Here is a 17,541-nt window from a genome sequence, read left to right as displayed (position 1 = left end):
CGGCGACACTGAGGAGGGCAAATCTCACCCACATGAATTGTAAATCATTTGTTACGACCAGCACTTTCTTTAGGCTTTTCACTGTTCAGAACACTGGCAGAAAAGCTCTTTAGTTCGCTCAGCAATTCTCTGTGCATCTGACCTAATCTGGGACGACTGGCTTCATTGAAGGTGAGAGGACGACATAAAGCCATAGCCTGATACCCAAGGCGTGCCGTCAGCAGCCCGCCACCAAGCCCCTGGGCCAAACGTGCGGACAGTTTACCCGTCACTTCCATAGACAGCAGTTGGCTGCCCAAATCCAACGCCACCTCAGTGGCACCGGCATAGAGGATATTGCTGATAATGCCCTTAACCAGTTTGACCCTGCTCCAATAGCCCAGCTCAATACCATAGCAAGCGGCCACTTCCCGGATCATTTTCTGATTTCGCCACATGATAAGAGCCATATCCAGTACCGCCAGCGGACTGGCCGCCAGCAGAAGTGCAGACTCACCAGCATATTTACGTACTACCGCCCTCGCCCGTTTATCCACCGGTGACAGCACCAGCTCATCAAACAGCAGCAACTGCTCAGCGTCATTCTGGTCTTCCCTTCTGGACTGATAAAATCGTTCAAGTTCGGTTGAAGCAGGTAAGTGGGCACACACCTGCTCGATAAACCTTTCAGTTTCTCCCTGCTGCATTGATTGAGACAATCGCTCTGCCGCCAGCCGGTTTTGCTCACTCAGTTTCAAACGGCGAAGCAGTCTGTACTCCCGCCACAATCCTCTGCCCAACCAAGCTGTTGCGATACCACTAACAGCTGCATAGAGGGAGAACAGCCAGGGAGAATTATTCCAGGCTGCTTCCAGTGTCAAAACCATTTCAACGCCCAACAACAGACTCAATGAGGCCAGCAGTAACTTACCCAATCCGGAAATCCGGGGACGTCCTGATATAGGCTCTACGGAGAGTCTTTGAGCGGACTCCTCCGTCAGTTGCTCCGTAGCCTCTTCCGGCTCAAGCAGTTCGGCCCGATACTCACGCGCAGGCAATAAGGTATCCTTTTCAGATGAGTTGATCTCAGTGGCTGAACTGTCGAACACTTGTCTGGGTTTGAATGACGACGGAGAGTTCTGTTTATCTTCACTCATCGCATTTTATCTCCGAGCATATACTCAAGCAGGTGATCCAGCCTGAGGTGTTGCATTCCGGACTCTGGCTTATCTGCAGGTCGGAAAGCGGTAAATTCAAATCCTCTGCTCTCCCAGTAGTCTGGTTTAGGCAGATAACGTGGCACCTCCCCCGGGAACAGGGTCAACAAATCTCCGCTTTCCAGGGCATGTCCCTGAATAACCTGTCGCATTTCTCCCTGCTCTGACACGCTACCAGACGTAGTCGCCCTGATAGCGCTTATCGCCATGGTTTCCACCTGACAACCGTCAAAATGGGCAGCATGGCGGCTTTGTTTAAGTACATCACCCAGCAAATGTAAAAGATTGGACTGCTGATCCATGGTGACATGGTCCGCCTTACTGGCGGCAATCAGCAACTTGTCAATACGCGGGGCAAACAGACGACGCAGCAGGTTGGATTTCCCAAACTGAAAGCTGTCCAGTACTGAACTCAGGGCTGCTGTCATATCATCAAATTGAGCCCGACCACGATTCAACGCCGTAAGACAGTCCACCAGCACCAACTGTCGATCAAAATGAGCAAAGTGATGACGGTAGAAAGGTTTAACTACCTTACTGACATACTCCTGATACCTGAGTTTCAACACCTGATAGGCGCTGGATTTGGCTGATTGCTCCAGCCTTTCAAATTGGCTGACGTCGCTGCTCAAAATGGGGAAAAATGTCAGCAATGGCGTACCTTCAAGATCTCCCGGTAACAACATGCGCCCGGGCTGTGCCTGATAAAAGCCCTGGTTCATCACAAGATCCAACAGCAGTGCCCGATACAGTTCGGCGACCTCTCTGAGTTGCTGCTCATTGGCTTCAGCTTCCAGGTCGATAGACTTCAACGCCTTGAGAAACGACGGGTATTCAGGAGACGATGCCAACACTTCCGCCCTCAGGCTTTGCTGACGGCACCAGGTTCCGAAGTCCAATTTCAACATGGGCAGATCAAGTAACCACTCACCCGGGTAGTCAATAATATCCAGGTACAGGGTCGCCGAGTCGGTCATTTTGCCCAGTAATCCCTGTACAGGCCGGTAGCGTATCGCCAACCTGAGTTCACTGATATTACGGGTCGAAGCTGGCCATAAGGGTGGCGTAGCTTCCAGTGAGTTCAATGCCCCCTGCAGATCAAAGCTGGCAATATCCAGATCCGGCTGCATCTCACGACGAACTCCCACCAATCTGTCACTGCGACAAACCTGCCACAGAGGTAAGTGTTTACCTACCTGCTCAGAGGTGAGCTGATGAACCAAACCTGTGATAAATGCTGTTTTCCCGGCACCGGACAAACCTGTGACAGCCAATCTCAGATGCCTGTCTGCGCCCCGTTTCACCAGTTGTTTAGATTGTCTTGATAAAGACTCGAATGCATTGCGGATTTTCGCCATTGACTTAACTTCGAAGAGTGATTGAACCAGATTAAAGGTAATAGAAAAAAACAGGGCGGTGAATCCCGCCCTGTTTGATTTTTCATATTAAAGATTGTTGATTTGTCTTTTCAAATCATATTGATCTGAAGTGACATGGTGTTCCATCTTACGCAATCTTTGTTCCAGCGAATTAAACTGGGCATTAAGGTCTCTGAGAGCCTGTTTGGCGGGTTCACCTGCCTGCCAAACTTTCTTCTTGATTCCGATATCGCCAAAGTCTGATCCTGATTGAGGACTTTGGGGTTTGATATCCAGGATCATCCACAGCGCGATATAGATAATCAGTATGACTCCAGAACCGCCCAGCAGAAAGATTGATACCGCTACCACCCGAACCAACCAGGTTTCCAGATTAAAGTACTCTGCAATCCCTGCGCATACACCTGCAACTTTGCCTGCTTTCGGGTCCCGGTAAAGAGTTCTCGATTCACGATTGGTCATGACGTGTCCTCCATTCCGGGCTTTCGGAGTCCAGGATGGACTCCAGGGTTTCTATGCGTTGATTCATCTTTTCTGCCTGATGAACCAGGTTATTCAGCTGTTCAAATTCTTCCTCAGTGAGTCCCTGGCTCACCTGTCGCTTGCTGCGATAATGAAGAACCAACCAGATAGGGGCCACGATTATCATGAACAGAATAATCGGGGCTATCAGCAGATCCATATCCATAACTCACCTCCGAAAATTCTTAATTACTTGGCTGATTTTTTCTTTTTGGCGTCAACTTTTGCCTTTAGGGCTGCCAATTCGTCATTGACCGAATCCTCAGCTTCCAGGGCGGCAAACTCGTCTGCCAGGTTACCTTTGGTGCCTTTTTTGCCCAGCTCGTAAGACTCTACCTGAGCTTCCAGGCCTTCAACGCGACGCTCATACTGTTCAAACTTAAGCATGGCATCATCAATTTTGGTTGAATCGAGACGCTTTTTCACCTCAAGACGTGAAGACGCTGTTTGCTTACGCATAATGATGGTCTTCTGTCTGGCTTTGGCGTCAGCCAGCTTTTCCTGCAGCAGAGTGACCTCTTCTTTCAGTCGTGTAATTTGCTCTTCCACCACTTCCAGCTCTTTTTTCAGCGTATCGACGGTTTGAGCTGCATTTTGTTTTTCAACCAGTGCGGCTTTAGCCAGGTCTTCGCGGTCTTTGGTCAGTGCCAGTTCCGCTTTATCCTGCCAATCCTGTACCTGGCCTTCCATGCGTTCGATACGACGCAGCAAGTCTTTCTTTTCTGCCAGCACCTTGGCTGAGGTTGAACGCACTTCTACCAGAGTGTCTTCCATTTCCTGAATAATCAGGCGCACCATTTTCTCAGGATCTTCCGCTTTATCCAGCAGAGCGCTGATGTTGGAATTAATGATGTCTGCAAAACGAGAGAAAATACCCATAATTCTGTCCTCAATTGTTGTTACTCACGACCAAGATAATACACAGACCGTGCCAACTTTTGATTTTCAATAAAATTCATAGACTTAACACTTTTTTCACACAAGCCTTTATTTTGCTGCTCAGTCACCCTATTATGATTTTCACCAATTATTAGCGTCTTAGACCAAGCCCAAAGTGCCCAATAAATTCAAACAAGATAATCTCGTCGGCCAATCCAACGCATTGCTGGAAGTGCTTGAACATGTATCACAAATTGCTCCCCTGACCAAACCTGTATTGATTATTGGCGAGCGGGGTACAGGTAAAGAACTGATTGCTGAACGTCTCCATTATCTGTCCAGCCGCTGGGATCAGCAGTTTATTAAGCTTAATTGCTCCTCTTTATCGGAAAGCTTGTTGGAAAGTGAATTGTTCGGTCACGAAACAGGCGCTTTTACCGGAGCCAAAAATCGTCACGAGGGACGGTTCGAGCGTGCGGATGGTGGCAGCCTGTTTCTCGATGAATTGGCAAACACCTCAGGACTGGTGCAGGAAAAACTGCTGAGGGTGATTGAATATGGTGAGTTTGAACGTGTGGGTGGCAGTAAAACCATACGCACAGACGTAAGGCTTATCTGTGCTGCCAACGAGGATCTACCCTCTTTAGCCGAGGCGGGAGAGTTCAGGGCAGACCTGTTGGATCGACTGGCATTTGATGTGATTACTCTGCCACCACTGCGTAACAGGCGTGAAGACATCATGGAGCTTGCAGAGTATTTCGCTATCGGCATGGCGAGGCAATTAAAACTCGAATACTTCCAGGGCTTCGGCAAACAGGCCAAAGAGTTGCTGTTGGATTATCAGTGGCCGGGCAATATCCGTGAGCTGAAAAACGTCATTGAGCGTTCGGTCTACCGTAATGCAGGCAGTGATGAGCCCATTGAAGAGATTATTCTGGACCCCTTTGACTCGCCTTACCGCCCCAGGAAGCGGGTTAAAACCCTGGAACGCAGGGTATCAGGAGACAAGCAGTCCAATCAGGAAGAGACAGAAACGGTTGAAGCTCAAAGCGAACCTCAAACCAGTGAGTCAGTGTGTTTCCCCATCGATTTTAAATCTCACTGTGAAAATGCAGAGATCAAATTGCTGAATCAGGCGCTTGCAGCAGCCCAGTTTAACCAGAAGAAAACCGCCGATATGCTGGGGCTAAGCTATCACCAACTCAGAGGTATTTTGAAAAAGTACAACCTTCTGGAGAAGGGATAGTTGATATAAATCAGCTTTAGTCTTGTCAGGGGACACTTGCGGCATTGCCCGAGCTGAACCCTGACTGCTAAAATGGCAACTCAAACCTTTAAAAACTGATGAATTAATGAGACTGCCGACCCCCAGGTGGCGTCATGCCATCACAGCGCTTTGCCTGACGGCACTGGCCACCGGATGTACCCCGGAACAGGTTCCTGCCGGTTTGGTATATTGCTCAGAGGGTAATCCTGAGTCATTTAACCCCCAGCTTTCCACCTCCGGTACCACACTGGACGCTACTTCAAACCAAATCTACAGCAGATTGGTAGACTATGCTGCCGACAAGGGTGCTATCGTCCCGGCTTTGGCCACCAACTGGCATATTTCCGAAGATGGACTGGTTTATAACTTCACGCTCAGGCAGGGAGTTCAGTTTCACAGCTCTGAACGCTTCACACCGTCACGCACCTTCAATGCCGACGATGTGATCTTCAGCTTTCAGCGCATTGTAGATGACAAGCATCCGTTCCACGCTATATCCAAAACCGGTTATCCATTCTTCGACAGTATTGGTTTTGCTTCGCAAATCGCATCCATAGATAAAATCAGCGATTATGAGGTGGCTTTTACCCTTCACGATCCTGATGCGTCATTCCTGTCGAATCTCTCCAGCGCTTTTGCAGTGGTGTTGTCTAAAGAGTATGGGGATCAATTGCTATTGGCTGGACGTCCTGAGTTAATTGACCAGTACCCTATTGGTACAGGCCCGTTCAGCATGACCGAATACGTCAAGAACGATCATATTCGCTATCACCGTCACCCGGAATTCTGGGGCAAATCGCCTCAGCTGGAAATGCTGGTGTTTGATATTACCCCTAAAAGCGGCACCCGCCTCGTCAAGTTGATTACCGGCGACTGTAGTGTATCCGCCCTGCCCAAAGCCGGAGAGCTTCCAGTCATTGAACTGCATGAGACGCTACAGGTGCAGTCTGATCCGGCGATGAATGTCGCCTACTGGTCATTCAATACCCAAAAGCCCCCCTTCGATAATGTAGATGTACGACAGGCTCTGGCTATGGCTATCGACAAGCAAAATATCCTCAGAGCTGTCTATCGGGATACCGGCGTCGAAGCACGGGGCATACTGCCACCCTCCTCCTGGGCATACAATGACAGTCTCAAAGCGCAGGAATATGACCCCAAGCAAGCGATAAAGTTACTTGAGCAAGCCGGTATCAAAGATCTGGAGTTGGACATCTGGGCCATGCCGGTTGGCCGCAGTTACAATCCAAACTCCCTGAAAACCGCCGAGCTTATCCAGTCTGATCTGGCCAACATAGGGGTCAAGGTCAATATTATCAGTTACGGTTGGAGTGTCTTTACCCAGAAGCTGAATCAAAGCGACTATGACACAGTGCTGATTGGCTGGAACGCCGACAACAGTGACCCGGATAATTTCTTTACGCCTTTGCTCAGTTGTGGCTCCATCGCCAGTGGTACCAACAGATCCCGCTGGTGCAATACGCAGTTTGAGGAAATTATCAGTCAGGCCAGACAGAACACGTCAAAACTTGAACGTGCCACTCTGTATCAGGAGGCAGAAGGCATAATGAAAAGCCAGATGCCTTTGGTGAGCCTGGCCCATGCGCAAAAGCAGACCCTGAAGCGGAACAATGTGATGCAACTTCCTGTATCTCCTTTTGGCGGCATCGCCTTCGCCGATTTAACCATTAAGATTGCGGAGACCGCCAACTAATGGCCAAGTACCTACTGCGACGACTAAACCTGTTCCTGGCAACATCCGCCGTACTGATGCTGGTGCTTTTTCTTGCCACCCGTATGTTTCCTGTCGACCTTGGCGTTGCGCTGACCGGTGTAGAACAACCTACTCAGGAACAGCAACAGCAAACCATCAAAGCCTACGCGTTGGATGGCTCAGGCTTCAGTCAATACGTCGCTTTTCTGCAACAAAGATTGGGCGGTAATATGGGTATCTCCATGACTTCCCAACAAAGTGTTGCCGGAGAGCTTGTTGATGTACTGCCCGCCTCATTCGAGTTAATTATTGTGACTTCGCTTATGGCACTGGCATTGGGTATCCCTATTGGTGTGCTGGCAGCCCTGAGTAACAGTAAAGCCACGCAGAATGTGATCATGGCGCTGACGCTGACCGGCTATTCGATCCCCGTGTTCTGGCTTGGCCTGTCCCTGTCACTCTGGTTTGGTGTAAAACTTGGCTGGCTGCCCATCTCAGGTCAGCTTAACCTGCTCTATGAAATCCCAAGGGTGACTGGCTTTGTACTGATAGACACCCTGATTGCGGATACCCCCTACAGTATGTCAGCGTTCAAAGACGCGGTATTGCATATCATTTTGCCGGCTACCACATTAGCGGTATTCCCCTTTACTGTGGTCGTACGTATCACACGTGCTGCTATGGCCAATGTGATGACCCAAACCTATGTCAGAGCTGCAGAAGCCAGGGGCTTGAGTACCGCCATGATTGTACTTCGCCACGCACTGCCAAACGCTCTTATTCCGGTACTGAAGAGTATGGGGTTAATGCTGGGTGCCTTTACCAGCTACGCCATTGTAGTTGAGGTGATTTTCTCATGGCCGGGTGTTGGAGCCTGGCTGGTGCAGGGGATTTACCAAAGAGACTATACAGTGATTCAGAGTGGCATCATGGTTGTTGCCCTGCTGATTATCTTTATGAGCATTTTGATTGATGTATTACACACGGCCACCAACCCTCTGAGCCGGAAAGAACTTTATGCCACGAATTAGTATTTATCAGGAAGACCATATTCCGTCTCCGAGCCGACGATTGTGGGAAGCGTTTTCAGCCAATCCCTTTGCGCTGGCGGGATTCTGGGCCGTGATTTTTCTGTTGATTATCGCCCTGTTCGGGCCACTTATCGCCCCCTACTCTCCTGAAATGCAGGACCCTAAAGCCATGCTGCTGCCACCATCATGGGATCCTGCGGGTACAGTAGAGCACTTCCTCGGGACAGATGATCTGGGTCGGGACATTTTCAGCCGACTGCTCTATGGCGCGCAGCTGACATTCGGCATGGCGCTGTTGATTGTAGCCACGGCATTGGGCTTAGGGTTTGTTATCGGTGCGCTGTCAGGTATGACCCGGGGCCTGAAATCCAGCGTATTGTCTCACCTGCTTGACGCTTTGCTGTCTATTCCATCCCTGCTGATGGCAATCTTGGTCGTCGCCGTAACCGGCCCGGGTCTTGAAAATATCTTCTGGGCCGTCGGTCTGGCGTTGACCCCCCAATTTGTCAGGGCGATTCATCAGGCAATTCATGAAGAACTGCAAAAAGAGTATGTCACCGCCGCCCGTCTGGATGGAGCCAATTCACTGCAGATTTTCTGGTATGTGATTATGCCCAACGTGTGGGACACTGTGATTATTCAAACCACGTTGGCGATTTCAGCTGCCATCCTAGATATTGCAGCCCTGGGCTTTTTGGGACTGGGCGCTCAGGCACCCAGCCCCGAGTGGGGAGCTATGGTGTCCCAGGGGGTTGATAACCTGCTGATAGCGCCCTGGCTGGTCACCCTGCCGGGACTTGCAATTTTGTTTACTGTGCTGGCCATTAACCTGGTTGGCGATGGATTGAGATCGGCGCTGACGCCGATTAGAAACTGATATGCCATTACTTGATATTCGCAACCTCAGCATAGAACTGGATACCCCTCACGGCCGGGTTAAGGCACTTGAGAAGGTCAGTCTCACCCTGAATCCGGGTGAGGTCCATGGTCTGCTGGGTGAGTCAGGCTCAGGGCGTAGCCTGTTGGCCCGGGCTATTATGGGGATTCCAGGTCATAACTGGACTATTACTGTCGACCGCATGATGTGGGATGGCAAAAACCTGCTTGAGCTCGACAGTAAAGAGCGCCGTGCTTTGATGGGGTCGGATATCGCGATGATTTTCCAGGACCCTTCGGGAAGTCTCGACCCGGCGCGCAGCGTCGGCTCTCAGATTATTGAAGCTATGCCGAAGAATGCAGAACTTAAGTTCTGGCAGCAGAAAAAATATAAACGTCAGATCGCAGAGCAATGGCTGCATAAAGTGGGGATCAAGAACCCTGATGATCTGATGGAAGCCTACCCCTGGGAAATCTCTGAAGGTGAATGCCAGAAGGTGATGATCGCCATTGCTCTGGCCAATAAGCCCAGACTGCTTATCGCCGATGAGCCGACAACCTCGATGGAGCTTTCCACCCAGGCCCAGATTTTCCGCTTACTGGCCAAACTGAATCAGGTTCATGGCGTCTCTATTTTGCTTATCAGCCATGAAATTGAAACTCTGACCCACTGGTGTGACCGACTGACAGTTTTCTATTCGGGCCAGGTGATGGAGTCAGGTGTGACCTCTGAGCTTATCAACAGCCCACGTCATCCCTATACCCGAATTTTGCTTGAATACCTGCCCAACGAAGCCAACCCACATGCCCATAAGGCCTTTATGCCAAGCTTGCAGGGCTCGGCACCGGCTCTACAGCATCTGCCCATAGGTTGTCGTCTTGGCCCGAGGTGCCCTTCCGCACGCAAGCAGTGCGTTGCCCAGCCTTTGCTGATCCATGAAAAAGACAGGTATTGCGCCTGCCACTTCCCTATCCGCTATGACGAGAACAAACATGACCACACCGCTTCTTAAAGTTAACAACCTGAGCAAGCGGTATTTCAGTGGCTATCGCCGTTTGCGACGCCAGTACACCCAGGCATTGAGTGATATCTCGTTTGAGTTACAACCCGGTGAAACCCTGGCTGTGGTGGGGGAAGCAGGCTCGGGTAAGAGTACCCTAGCACGTATTCTGGTTGGCGCAGAAAAGCGTTCTGAAGGTGCGATTTTGTTTGAAGGGGAAAGCCTTGAGAGACGGGATATTAAGCAAAGATGTAAGCTTATCCGTATGATATTCCAGGATCCAAACACCTCTCTGAATCCCAGACTGACCATTGGAGAGCTGCTGGAAGAGCCGTTACGATTCAATACCGATGATACTAAGCATGAACGTCAGCGTAAGGTATTTGAAAAACTCAAGCAGGTCGGTCTGCTTCCCGAACATGCGGATTTTTACCCTCATATGATCTCTGAGGGGCAAAAGCAGCGGGTCGCAGTAGCCCGGGCACTCATGCTGAACCCCAAAATCATTATCGCCGATGAAGCTCTGACGGCTTTGGATTTCAGCGTACGCTCCCAGATCCTGAACCTGCTGCTGAAACTGCAGCGTGAGCTGGGATTGTCCTACATCTTTGTATCTCACAACCTGAGTATTATTCGCCAGGTGAGTGACAAGATTATGGTGTTACACAAGGGACAAATCGTGGAAAAGGCTAAAACCGCCGATCTGTTCGACAATCCTCAGCACGAATACACCCAAAGATTATTGGCAGAGCAGCAGGCAATTCTTAACCGCCGGCCCGCATAAACAGTCACCTGAGTGACTTGCAACTGCTCCAACCACTGGGCAAGCAGGCGCTTTTTCCCAAAAAGCAGTGCCATTTTGTGGTTGAACTCATTATCCTATTGCCCATGTTGACGGAAGAAGCTATCACATGATTATCAAACCAAAAATTCGTGGTTTTATTTGTACAACCACTCACCCGATCGGCTGTGAAGCCAATGTGCTGGAACAGATTAACTACACCAAAGCCCAGGGCAAGATTGCCAATGGTCCCAAGCGTGTTCTGGTTGTTGGCTCATCCAGTGGTTATGGGCTGTCTTCACGTATTGCTGCCGCGTTCGGCAGTGATGCTGCCACCATAGGCGTGTTTTTCGAAAAGCCTGGTACCGAAACCAAGCCTGGCACTGCGGGTTGGTACAACTCCGCCGCTTTCGATAAGTTTGCCAAGGCAGAAGGTCTGTACTCAAAGAGCATCAACTGTGATGCCTTCAGTCACGAAGCCAAGAACAAGGTTATTGAACTGATCAAGGAAGACCTGGGTCAGATTGATATGGTGGTTTACTCACTGGCCTCTCCGGTACGTAAATTGCCTGATACAGGTGAAGTGATCCGCTCTTCACTGAAGCCAATTGGCGAAGCCTACACTGCCACTGCGGTGGATACCAACAAAGACACCATCATTGAAGCCACTGTTGAGCCTGCTACAGAGCAGGAGATCGCAGATACTGTGACCGTAATGGGTGGCCAGGATTGGGAACTGTGGATCAAAGCGCTATCTGAAGCTGGAGTTCTGGCTGATGGTTGTAAAACAGTGGCTTACTCCTATATTGGCACAGAGATCACCTGGCCTATCTACTGGCACGGTGCACTGGGTAAGGCCAAAATGGACCTGGACCGCGCCGCTCATGCCCTTGATGAGCAGCTGTCTGCCAAAGGCGGCAGCGCCAACGTCGCTGTACTCAAGAGTGTCGTGACCCAGGCCAGCTCCGCAATTCCGGTAATGCCTCTGTATATCGCCATGGTCTTTAAGAAGATGCGCGAACAAGGTGTACATGAGGGCTGCATGGAGCAGATCTATCGTATGTTCAGCCAGCGCCTATACAAAACAGACGGCAGCGCAGCAGAAGTCGACAGCGACAACCGTTTGCGTCTGGATGACTGGGAGCTGCGTGACGATATCCAACAGCATTGTCGTGATCTTTGGCCTCAGGTGACCACTGAGAACCTGTGTGAACTGGCTGACTATCGTGAGTACAAAGAGGAGTTCCTCAGACTGTTTGGTTTTGGGGTTGCCGGTATCGACTATGATGCCGACGTGAACCCATATGTAGAGTTTGATGTGATTCAACTCTAACTAATTAATTAAATTAAAAAATGCCGCTATCACAGCGGCATTTTTTATGGAAGAATCGCACCGCTCGGTTCCGGTGGATACCGGAGCTTTCCTTAACGTAATATAGTCGTATTACACTCTTTTTTTGCTGGAGCAAAATTATGAAAATCAGTGCGCGTAACACCCTGACCGGTACCATCAAAGCTATCGAAGAAGGTGTGGTTAACAACGAAGTGACCATCGAACTGGCACCTAACGTTGAACTGACTGCAGTAGTAACCAAAGCTTCCTGTGAGCGCCTGGGCCTGACCGTTGGTGGCAACGCCTGCGCTATCATCAAGGCTAGCAGCGTAATGGTAGGCGTAGAGTAATTCTCCCTGCATTGCAGATAAACGCGGCCGTTGCCGCGTTTTTTTATGTCTTGTGATAAATCGATAAATCCAGGACACAAAAAAGCCGGCATACGCCGGCCTTTTCTTACTGGAGACAGTTATTGAAGTTCTGTAGTGGTTTCTTCCACCACAGGATATTCAATTTCCGCCTTGGATTTCAGGTTGGCTACCAAAGCCAGATAGTCAGCATTGGCATACTCAGAATTCAAACGCTGTTTCAGTGCGTCCAATACAGTGTCATTGATGCCCTGAGCAGCATTCACCTTATCCAGCACAACCACTGCATAACCTTGCGCCAGTGCAACTGTGTCAACTGTTGGAGTTGCACCCGGAGTCGCCATCTGGAAAGCCTTGCTTACGATAGATGGGTCCATGTCCTGAGCAAAACGCCCCAGTTCTGTACGGGTTTCCATGGTAACAGTGTCGCCATTCTTAACCTGAGTCATCAGAGCCTGAGCTTGGTTACGGGCCATATCATTGGCCTGCTGCTGCACCAGACGTGCTTCGATGTCAGCCTTAACATCGGCAAAAGCTTCAACACCGGCATTCTTGTGTTCCGCTACCCGGACTACAACAGCATGGTTCGGAGCCAACTCAATGACGTCCGAGTTCTCACCATTCAGTAACACCGGGTCTGAGAATGCGGCTTTAACCACTTCTGCATTAGACAGTGCCGCTGGCGGATTGTTACGAGGGAACAGGCCGGTTTTCTTAACCTCAGCGCCCACTTCTTTAGCAGCATCAGCCAGCGTATCCGGGATCTCGTAACTCACGTTGCGCAGAGTCTGTTCCAACTGATAAAACTCGTCCTTGGCCTTATCTTCCTTCAGCTGATCGATAACCTGCTGCTTCACATCAGCAAACTGGGCAGTCTGACTCTTCTGAACATCATCAAGTTTGATAATGTGATAACCGAAGTCAGTTTTCACAACTGGAGAGATGCCACCAATATCGGCGAGGGAGAACAGTGCTTCATCAAACTCTGGCTGCATAACACCTTTTTCGAACCAATCCAGTTGGCCACCATTCTCGGCGCTGAACTGATCACTGGAGTTATCTTTGGCCAAGGCAGCAAAATCGGCGCCATTTTCCAGCTGTTTGTGCAGTTCTTCAGCCTTGGCTTTGTCAGCGTCATCATCACCGGTAGCAATCAGAATATGGGCTGCCAGGCGCTTCTCTGGCGTCTGATAAGCAGACTTGTGCTCATTGTAGTACTGCTCGGCATCGGCTTCGCTGATCTGAACATTCTTCGCCAAATCCGCAATATTCAGCTCAACATACTCAAGGCTGATCAGCTCTGGGCTGACAAACTGTGCCTGGTTGGCGTCATAAAACTCTTTAGCCTGAGCTTCGGTCACTTTCACATCTTTGGTGAAAGGCTCTGCATCAACCACCTTGTACTGGATGTTACGGGTCTGTCCCTGCAGTTCAGCCAGTTGCTGAGCTTCATCAGCCAGTACAAACTCGCTGCCAACCAGGGTAGAGATCAGCTGGTTTGAGGTCAGGTCCTGACGCATCATCTCACTGAATGCTGCTGGTTGGTAACCCAACTGAGCCAACAGAGAGATATAGCGGTTGTTATCAAACTGACCATCGGTCTGGAACGCAGGCTCAGATGTAATAGCTTGCTTGATTTGCGCATCTGAAACGCGCAATCCCAGTTCATTGGCAGCCTGCTCGACCAGTACCTGAGCAACCAGACGGTCCAATACCGACTTTCTCAGGTTAGCCAAATAACTCTCATCGCCAGCCAGGGCATCAAACATATCACCCAGTTGCTGCTCCATGCGGGCCCGCTCATTTTGGTATGCTTGCTCCAGCTCTACGCTGCTGATCACCTGCCCGTTAACAGTGGCCGCTGGCACCTCTGAAGAGGACCCCAGATAGCTGCTGACACCGGCAAATGCAAAAGACAATATCACCAGGATAAGAATGCTTTTCGCAATCACGCCCTGTGAACCTTCGCGGATCTTCTCTAACATCAGATTTCTCGCTCGTTGCGATTGAAGTAAAAATTAAAAAGGCGCTTCACTTTGAGGTGAAAGCGCCTTAATACCTGGTATGTGAAACTCATTTAAAGCACTCATACCGGATGGCCATCCAATCAATAAAATCACCATCCTTCAATTCGTAAAAAGCACTGCCAGGCAGTGCTTCATCATACGACAGCCTCTGGGGCTGAACCGTTATTAGTTAACGGCGTCTTTCAGCGCTTTACCAGCTTTGAATGCTGGAATGTTAGCAGCTGCAATCTTGATTTCTTTACCAGTTTGTGGATTGCGACCAGTGCGCTCTGCACGCTGACGAACTTCGAAAGTACCAAAACCAACAAGAGAAATCTTCTCGCCATCCTTCAGACCTTCGGTCACGGCAGCGATGAAAGAGTCCAGTGCACGACCAGCAGCAGCTTTGGAAATGTCAGCACCGGTAGCGATTTTCTCGATTAGTTCAGATTTGTTCATGTCATCCCCTTGAATGTAATTTCGCGCCGCTACCAAATCCTTCTCTAGAGCGGTCTGCGGAGGCTTTTATAACAAGCTTGAAAATAAAGTTCAAGCCCTGTACCAAAACCAAAAGAATTAATTTTTAATTCGCTCAAAGCCAGTCCCCCCAAGGGTTTGAGAGGTCTGGCCCGCTACGAATCTAGGCTACCACAGCTTTTGCCTTTGTTAAGCCCTTTTTTTAACTTTTTTAGTGAGATAAGGCATTTTTTTGCGTTATCCCAAGTTTTTGACCACTTCAAAGCCTTCAACTGGACGCTCAAGCGCCAATTTCAGGACTTCATCCACCCACTTAACCGGATGAATTTTAAGATCTGCAATGACATTTTCCGGAATTTCTTCCAGGTCACGCTCGTTCTCTTTCGGTATCAACACATGCTTGATACCACCTCGATGAGCAGCCAGCAACTTTTCTTTCAGTCCACCGATGGGCAAAACTTCACCACGCAGGGTGATTTCACCTGTCATGGCGACGTCGGCTTTAACCGGATTACCGGTCAAAGTAGACACCAGAGCAGTACACATTGCACAACCGGCAGATGGGCCATCTTTTGGTGTAGCACCTTCAGGTACGTGAACATGGATGTCGCGTTTTTCGTAGAAGTCCGGGTTGATACCCAGCTGTTCAGCGCGGGCACGAACAACTGTCATCGCCGCCTGAATGGACTCCTGCATTACATCACCCAATGAACCCGTGTAGGCCAGCTTACCTTTACCGGCAACAGATGTCGCCTCAATTGTCAGTAAATCACCGCCAACCTGTGTCCAGGCAAGGCCGGTGACCTGACCAATCTGGTTCTTGCTCTCTGCTTTGCCAAAGTCAAAACGTTGTACACCCAGGAAAGACTTCAGGTTCTCTTCGTTCACACTGACCTGCTTGATAGATTTATCCAGCAGGATCTGTTTGACCACTTTGCGACATACCTTGGACAGCTCGCGTTCCAACGCACGAACACCGGCTTCGCGGGTGTAGTAACGAATGATTCCCAGGATTGAGCCGTCATCCATCGCCAGCTCACTGGCTTTCAAACCATTACGCTCAATCTGCTTTGGCAACAGGTGCTGCTTGGCAATGTTCAGCTTCTCATCTTCGGTATAACCGGACAGACGGATCACTTCCATACGGTCCAGCAGCGGGCCAGGAATATCCATGGAGTTAGAGGTTGCCACGAACATTACGTCGGACAGGTCGTAGTCCACTTCCAGATAATGATCGTTAAAGGTGGAGTTCTGCTCAGGATCCAGCACTTCCAGCAGAGCTGATGCAGGGTCACCACGCATATCGCTGCTCATCTTGTCGATTTCGTCGAGCAGGAACAGCGGGTTCTTGACTCCCACTTTTGCCATCTTCTGGATAATCTTGCCTGGCATTGAACCGATATAGGTACGACGGTGACCGCGGATTTCCGCTTCATCACGTACGCCGCCCAAAGCAACACGTACATACTTGCGACCGGTCGCCTTGGCGATAGACTGCCCCAGAGAGGTTTTACCTACACCCGGTGGGCCAACCAAACACAGAATCGGGCCTTTCAGCTGCTTAACCCGGGTCTGTACTGCCAGGTATTCCAGAATACGCTCTTTAACTTTTTCCAGACCATAGTGGTCCATATCCAGTGTGTCCTGCGCCTTGGCCAGATCACGCTTGATTTTGGAACGCTTCTTCCACGGGACAGACGTCATCCAATCTACATAGCTGCGCACTACAGTGGCTTCTGCAGACATAGGAGACATCATTTTCAGCTTGTTCAGCTCGGCCTGCGCCTTCTCTTTGGCTTCGACGGGCATTTCAGCTTCTTCAATCTTCTTGCCCAGGCCTTCAAATTCATCATGGCCTTCATCCAGATCGCCCAGCTCTTTCTGAATGGCTTTCATTTGCTCATTCAGATAGTACTCGCGCTGGCTCTTTTCCATCTGCTTCTTGACCCGGGTACGGATGCGTTTTTCAACCTGTAACAGGTCTACTTCTGCTTCCATCATGGCCATCAGGTACTCGAGACGCTCGGCAACATTCACCATCTCCAGCACCGACTGCTTGTCAGCGAGCTTCAATGGCATATGGGCGGCCATGGTATCTGCCAGCCGTGCCGCTTCATCAATACCTGTCAGAGAGGTCAGTACTTCGGGCGGAATCTTCTTGTTCAGCTTGATATAGCCTTCAAACTGACCAATGGCGCTGCGCACCAGCACCTCTTCTTCTTTGTCATCCATATCTTCACTGCTGAGCAGTTCAGCCTGAGCAACAAAGAACTCATCTTCTTTGACGTAGCGGTTGATACGGGCACGACGTCCCCCTTCCACCAGTACTTTTACAGTGCCATCCGGCAACTTAAGTAACTGCAATATGGAAGCTACTGTACCCACTTCAAAAATGTCGTCACTGGTGGGTTCATCAAGGTCAGCATCGCGCTGAGCCACCAGAATGATCTGCTTGTCCTGAGCCATGGCAGTTTCAAGACAGCGGATAGACTTTTCCCTTCCGACAAATAACGGAATAACCATATGTGGATAAACCACTACATCCCGCAGTGGCAGGACGGGGAGTTCTATATGCGTATCACGCTCTGAGGTCATAGTATGATTCCGTCTCAACTTGGTAAGTTATAACGAGTATATTGGGACGATTCCCGCAGTTTCAATGCTAATACGAAAAAAAGGAGCTCATTGAGCTCCTTTTTTAAAATGATGAT

Annotated in this window: 16 protein-coding genes; 8 read left to right on the top strand and 8 right to left on the bottom strand. The window is 49.9% G+C overall.

Annotation, left to right across the window (positions count from 1 at the left end; genetic code table 11):
* Positions 1 to 44: 44 nt before the first annotated feature.
* From ACFOE0_RS06950 to pspA, 5 genes are all read right to left on the bottom strand, one after another.
* A complete protein-coding gene (locus ACFOE0_RS06950) occupies positions 45 to 1,136 on the bottom strand; it encodes a TIGR01620 family protein (RefSeq protein ID WP_248934875.1) in 1,092 nt (363 codons plus the stop codon).
* Positions 1,133 to 2,554, bottom strand: a complete 1,422-nt coding sequence (locus tag ACFOE0_RS06945) for a YcjX family GTP-binding protein (RefSeq protein WP_248934876.1) — start codon at positions 2,552 to 2,554, stop codon at positions 1,133 to 1,135. The genes ACFOE0_RS06950 and ACFOE0_RS06945 overlap by 4 nt, the downstream gene beginning before the upstream one ends.
* An 87-nt stretch (positions 2,555 to 2,641) precedes the next feature.
* Positions 2,642 to 3,037 (bottom strand): envelope stress response membrane protein PspC, encoded by a 396-nt coding sequence (gene pspC / locus ACFOE0_RS06940; RefSeq protein WP_248934877.1) that lies wholly within the window; start codon positions 3,035 to 3,037, stop codon positions 2,642 to 2,644.
* Positions 3,024 to 3,263, bottom strand: coding sequence for an envelope stress response membrane protein PspB (pspB, locus tag ACFOE0_RS06935; protein WP_115135595.1), 240 nt, complete (start codon positions 3,261 to 3,263; stop codon positions 3,024 to 3,026). The genes pspC and pspB overlap by 14 nt, the downstream gene beginning before the upstream one ends.
* Before the next feature lie 23 nt (positions 3,264 to 3,286).
* A complete protein-coding gene (pspA, locus tag ACFOE0_RS06930; protein ID WP_248934878.1) occupies positions 3,287 to 3,976 on the bottom strand; it encodes a phage shock protein PspA in 690 nt (229 codons plus the stop codon).
* A gap of 175 nt (positions 3,977 to 4,151) precedes the next feature.
* Between pspA and pspF the strand changes: the two genes are divergently transcribed.
* From pspF to ACFOE0_RS06890, 8 genes are all read left to right on the top strand, one after another.
* Complete coding sequence (gene pspF / locus ACFOE0_RS06925) at positions 4,152 to 5,222, top strand: phage shock protein operon transcriptional activator (RefSeq protein WP_248934879.1); 1,071 nt, start codon at positions 4,152 to 4,154, stop codon at positions 5,220 to 5,222.
* A 106-nt stretch (positions 5,223 to 5,328) separates the two neighbouring features.
* On the top strand, positions 5,329 to 6,957 hold the full coding sequence (locus ACFOE0_RS06920) for an ABC transporter substrate-binding protein (protein ID WP_248934880.1): 1,629 nt from the start codon (positions 5,329 to 5,331) through the stop codon (positions 6,955 to 6,957).
* On the top strand, positions 6,957 to 7,988 hold the full coding sequence (locus ACFOE0_RS06915; protein ID WP_248934881.1) for an ABC transporter permease: 1,032 nt from the start codon (positions 6,957 to 6,959) through the stop codon (positions 7,986 to 7,988). Before ACFOE0_RS06920 ends, ACFOE0_RS06915 begins: the two co-directional genes overlap by 1 nt.
* On the top strand, positions 7,975 to 8,865 hold the full coding sequence (locus ACFOE0_RS06910; protein ID WP_115135600.1) for an ABC transporter permease subunit: 891 nt from the start codon (positions 7,975 to 7,977) through the stop codon (positions 8,863 to 8,865). The genes ACFOE0_RS06915 and ACFOE0_RS06910 overlap by 14 nt, the downstream gene beginning before the upstream one ends.
* 1 nt (position 8,866) lies before the next feature.
* Complete coding sequence (locus ACFOE0_RS06905; RefSeq protein WP_248934882.1) at positions 8,867 to 9,877, top strand: oligopeptide/dipeptide ABC transporter ATP-binding protein; 1,011 nt, start codon at positions 8,867 to 8,869, stop codon at positions 9,875 to 9,877.
* Positions 9,858 to 10,649, top strand: coding sequence for a peptide ABC transporter ATP-binding protein (locus ACFOE0_RS06900; RefSeq protein WP_115135602.1), 792 nt, complete (start codon positions 9,858 to 9,860; stop codon positions 10,647 to 10,649). Before ACFOE0_RS06905 ends, ACFOE0_RS06900 begins: the two co-directional genes overlap by 20 nt.
* 127 nt (positions 10,650 to 10,776) lie before the next feature.
* Positions 10,777 to 11,979, top strand: a complete 1,203-nt coding sequence (fabV, locus tag ACFOE0_RS06895) for an enoyl-ACP reductase FabV (protein ID WP_248934883.1) — start codon at positions 10,777 to 10,779, stop codon at positions 11,977 to 11,979.
* Positions 11,980 to 12,119: 140 nt separating this feature from the next.
* Positions 12,120 to 12,329, top strand: a complete 210-nt coding sequence (locus tag ACFOE0_RS06890; RefSeq protein ID WP_115135604.1) for a TOBE domain-containing protein — start codon at positions 12,120 to 12,122, stop codon at positions 12,327 to 12,329.
* A 119-nt stretch (positions 12,330 to 12,448) separates the two neighbouring features.
* Here ACFOE0_RS06890 and ACFOE0_RS06885 read toward each other — a convergent pair whose 3' ends face one another.
* The 3 genes from ACFOE0_RS06885 to lon form a co-directional block, all read right to left on the bottom strand.
* On the bottom strand, positions 12,449 to 14,332 hold the full coding sequence (locus ACFOE0_RS06885; protein WP_248934884.1) for a SurA N-terminal domain-containing protein: 1,884 nt from the start codon (positions 14,330 to 14,332) through the stop codon (positions 12,449 to 12,451).
* 207 nt (positions 14,333 to 14,539) lie between these two features.
* A complete protein-coding gene (locus tag ACFOE0_RS06880; protein ID WP_346347855.1) occupies positions 14,540 to 14,827 on the bottom strand; it encodes an HU family DNA-binding protein in 288 nt (95 codons plus the stop codon).
* A gap of 240 nt (positions 14,828 to 15,067) precedes the next feature.
* Positions 15,068 to 17,425: an endopeptidase La gene (lon, locus tag ACFOE0_RS06875; RefSeq protein WP_248934885.1), complete on the bottom strand. Its 2,358-nt coding sequence runs from the start codon at positions 17,423 to 17,425 to the stop codon at positions 15,068 to 15,070.
* Positions 17,426 to 17,541: the final 116 nt, after the last annotated feature.

It is taken from the genome of Shewanella submarina (assembly GCF_042646185.1).
GTDB classification, from domain to species: Bacteria; Pseudomonadota; Gammaproteobacteria; order Enterobacterales; family Shewanellaceae; genus Shewanella; species Shewanella corallii.
Note: the sequence above shows the minus strand (reverse complement) of the source record. Positions and strands in the feature narration are given on the sequence as shown.

What these genes read in the sequence shown, in the direction of transcription:
- ACFOE0_RS06950 (WP_248934875.1), bottom strand. Translation starts at nt 1,136, where the DNA reads ATGAGTGAAGATAAACAGAACTCTCCGTCGTCATTCAAACCCAGACAA.
- ACFOE0_RS06890 (WP_115135604.1), top strand. Translation starts at nt 12,120, where the DNA reads ATGAAAATCAGTGCGCGTAACACCCTGACCGGTACCATCAAAGCTATC.
- pspC (WP_248934877.1), bottom strand. Translation starts at nt 3,037, where the DNA reads ATGACCAATCGTGAATCGAGAACTCTTTACCGGGACCCGAAAGCAGGC.
- ACFOE0_RS06920 (WP_248934880.1), top strand. Translation starts at nt 5,329, where the DNA reads ATGAGACTGCCGACCCCCAGGTGGCGTCATGCCATCACAGCGCTTTGC.
- fabV (WP_248934883.1), top strand. Translation starts at nt 10,777, where the DNA reads ATGATTATCAAACCAAAAATTCGTGGTTTTATTTGTACAACCACTCAC.
- ACFOE0_RS06885 (WP_248934884.1), bottom strand. Translation starts at nt 14,332, where the DNA reads ATGTTAGAGAAGATCCGCGAAGGTTCACAGGGCGTGATTGCGAAAAGC.
- ACFOE0_RS06900 (WP_115135602.1), top strand. Translation starts at nt 9,858, where the DNA reads ATGACCACACCGCTTCTTAAAGTTAACAACCTGAGCAAGCGGTATTTC.
- lon (WP_248934885.1), bottom strand. Translation starts at nt 17,425, where the DNA reads ATGACCTCAGAGCGTGATACGCATATAGAACTCCCCGTCCTGCCACTG.
- pspA (WP_248934878.1), bottom strand. Translation starts at nt 3,976, where the DNA reads ATGGGTATTTTCTCTCGTTTTGCAGACATCATTAATTCCAACATCAGC.
- ACFOE0_RS06915 (WP_248934881.1), top strand. Translation starts at nt 6,957, where the DNA reads ATGGCCAAGTACCTACTGCGACGACTAAACCTGTTCCTGGCAACATCC.
- ACFOE0_RS06910 (WP_115135600.1), top strand. Translation starts at nt 7,975, where the DNA reads ATGCCACGAATTAGTATTTATCAGGAAGACCATATTCCGTCTCCGAGC.
- ACFOE0_RS06905 (WP_248934882.1), top strand. Translation starts at nt 8,867, where the DNA reads ATGCCATTACTTGATATTCGCAACCTCAGCATAGAACTGGATACCCCT.
- ACFOE0_RS06945 (WP_248934876.1), bottom strand. Translation starts at nt 2,554, where the DNA reads ATGGCGAAAATCCGCAATGCATTCGAGTCTTTATCAAGACAATCTAAA.
- pspB (WP_115135595.1), bottom strand. Translation starts at nt 3,263, where the DNA reads ATGGATATGGATCTGCTGATAGCCCCGATTATTCTGTTCATGATAATC.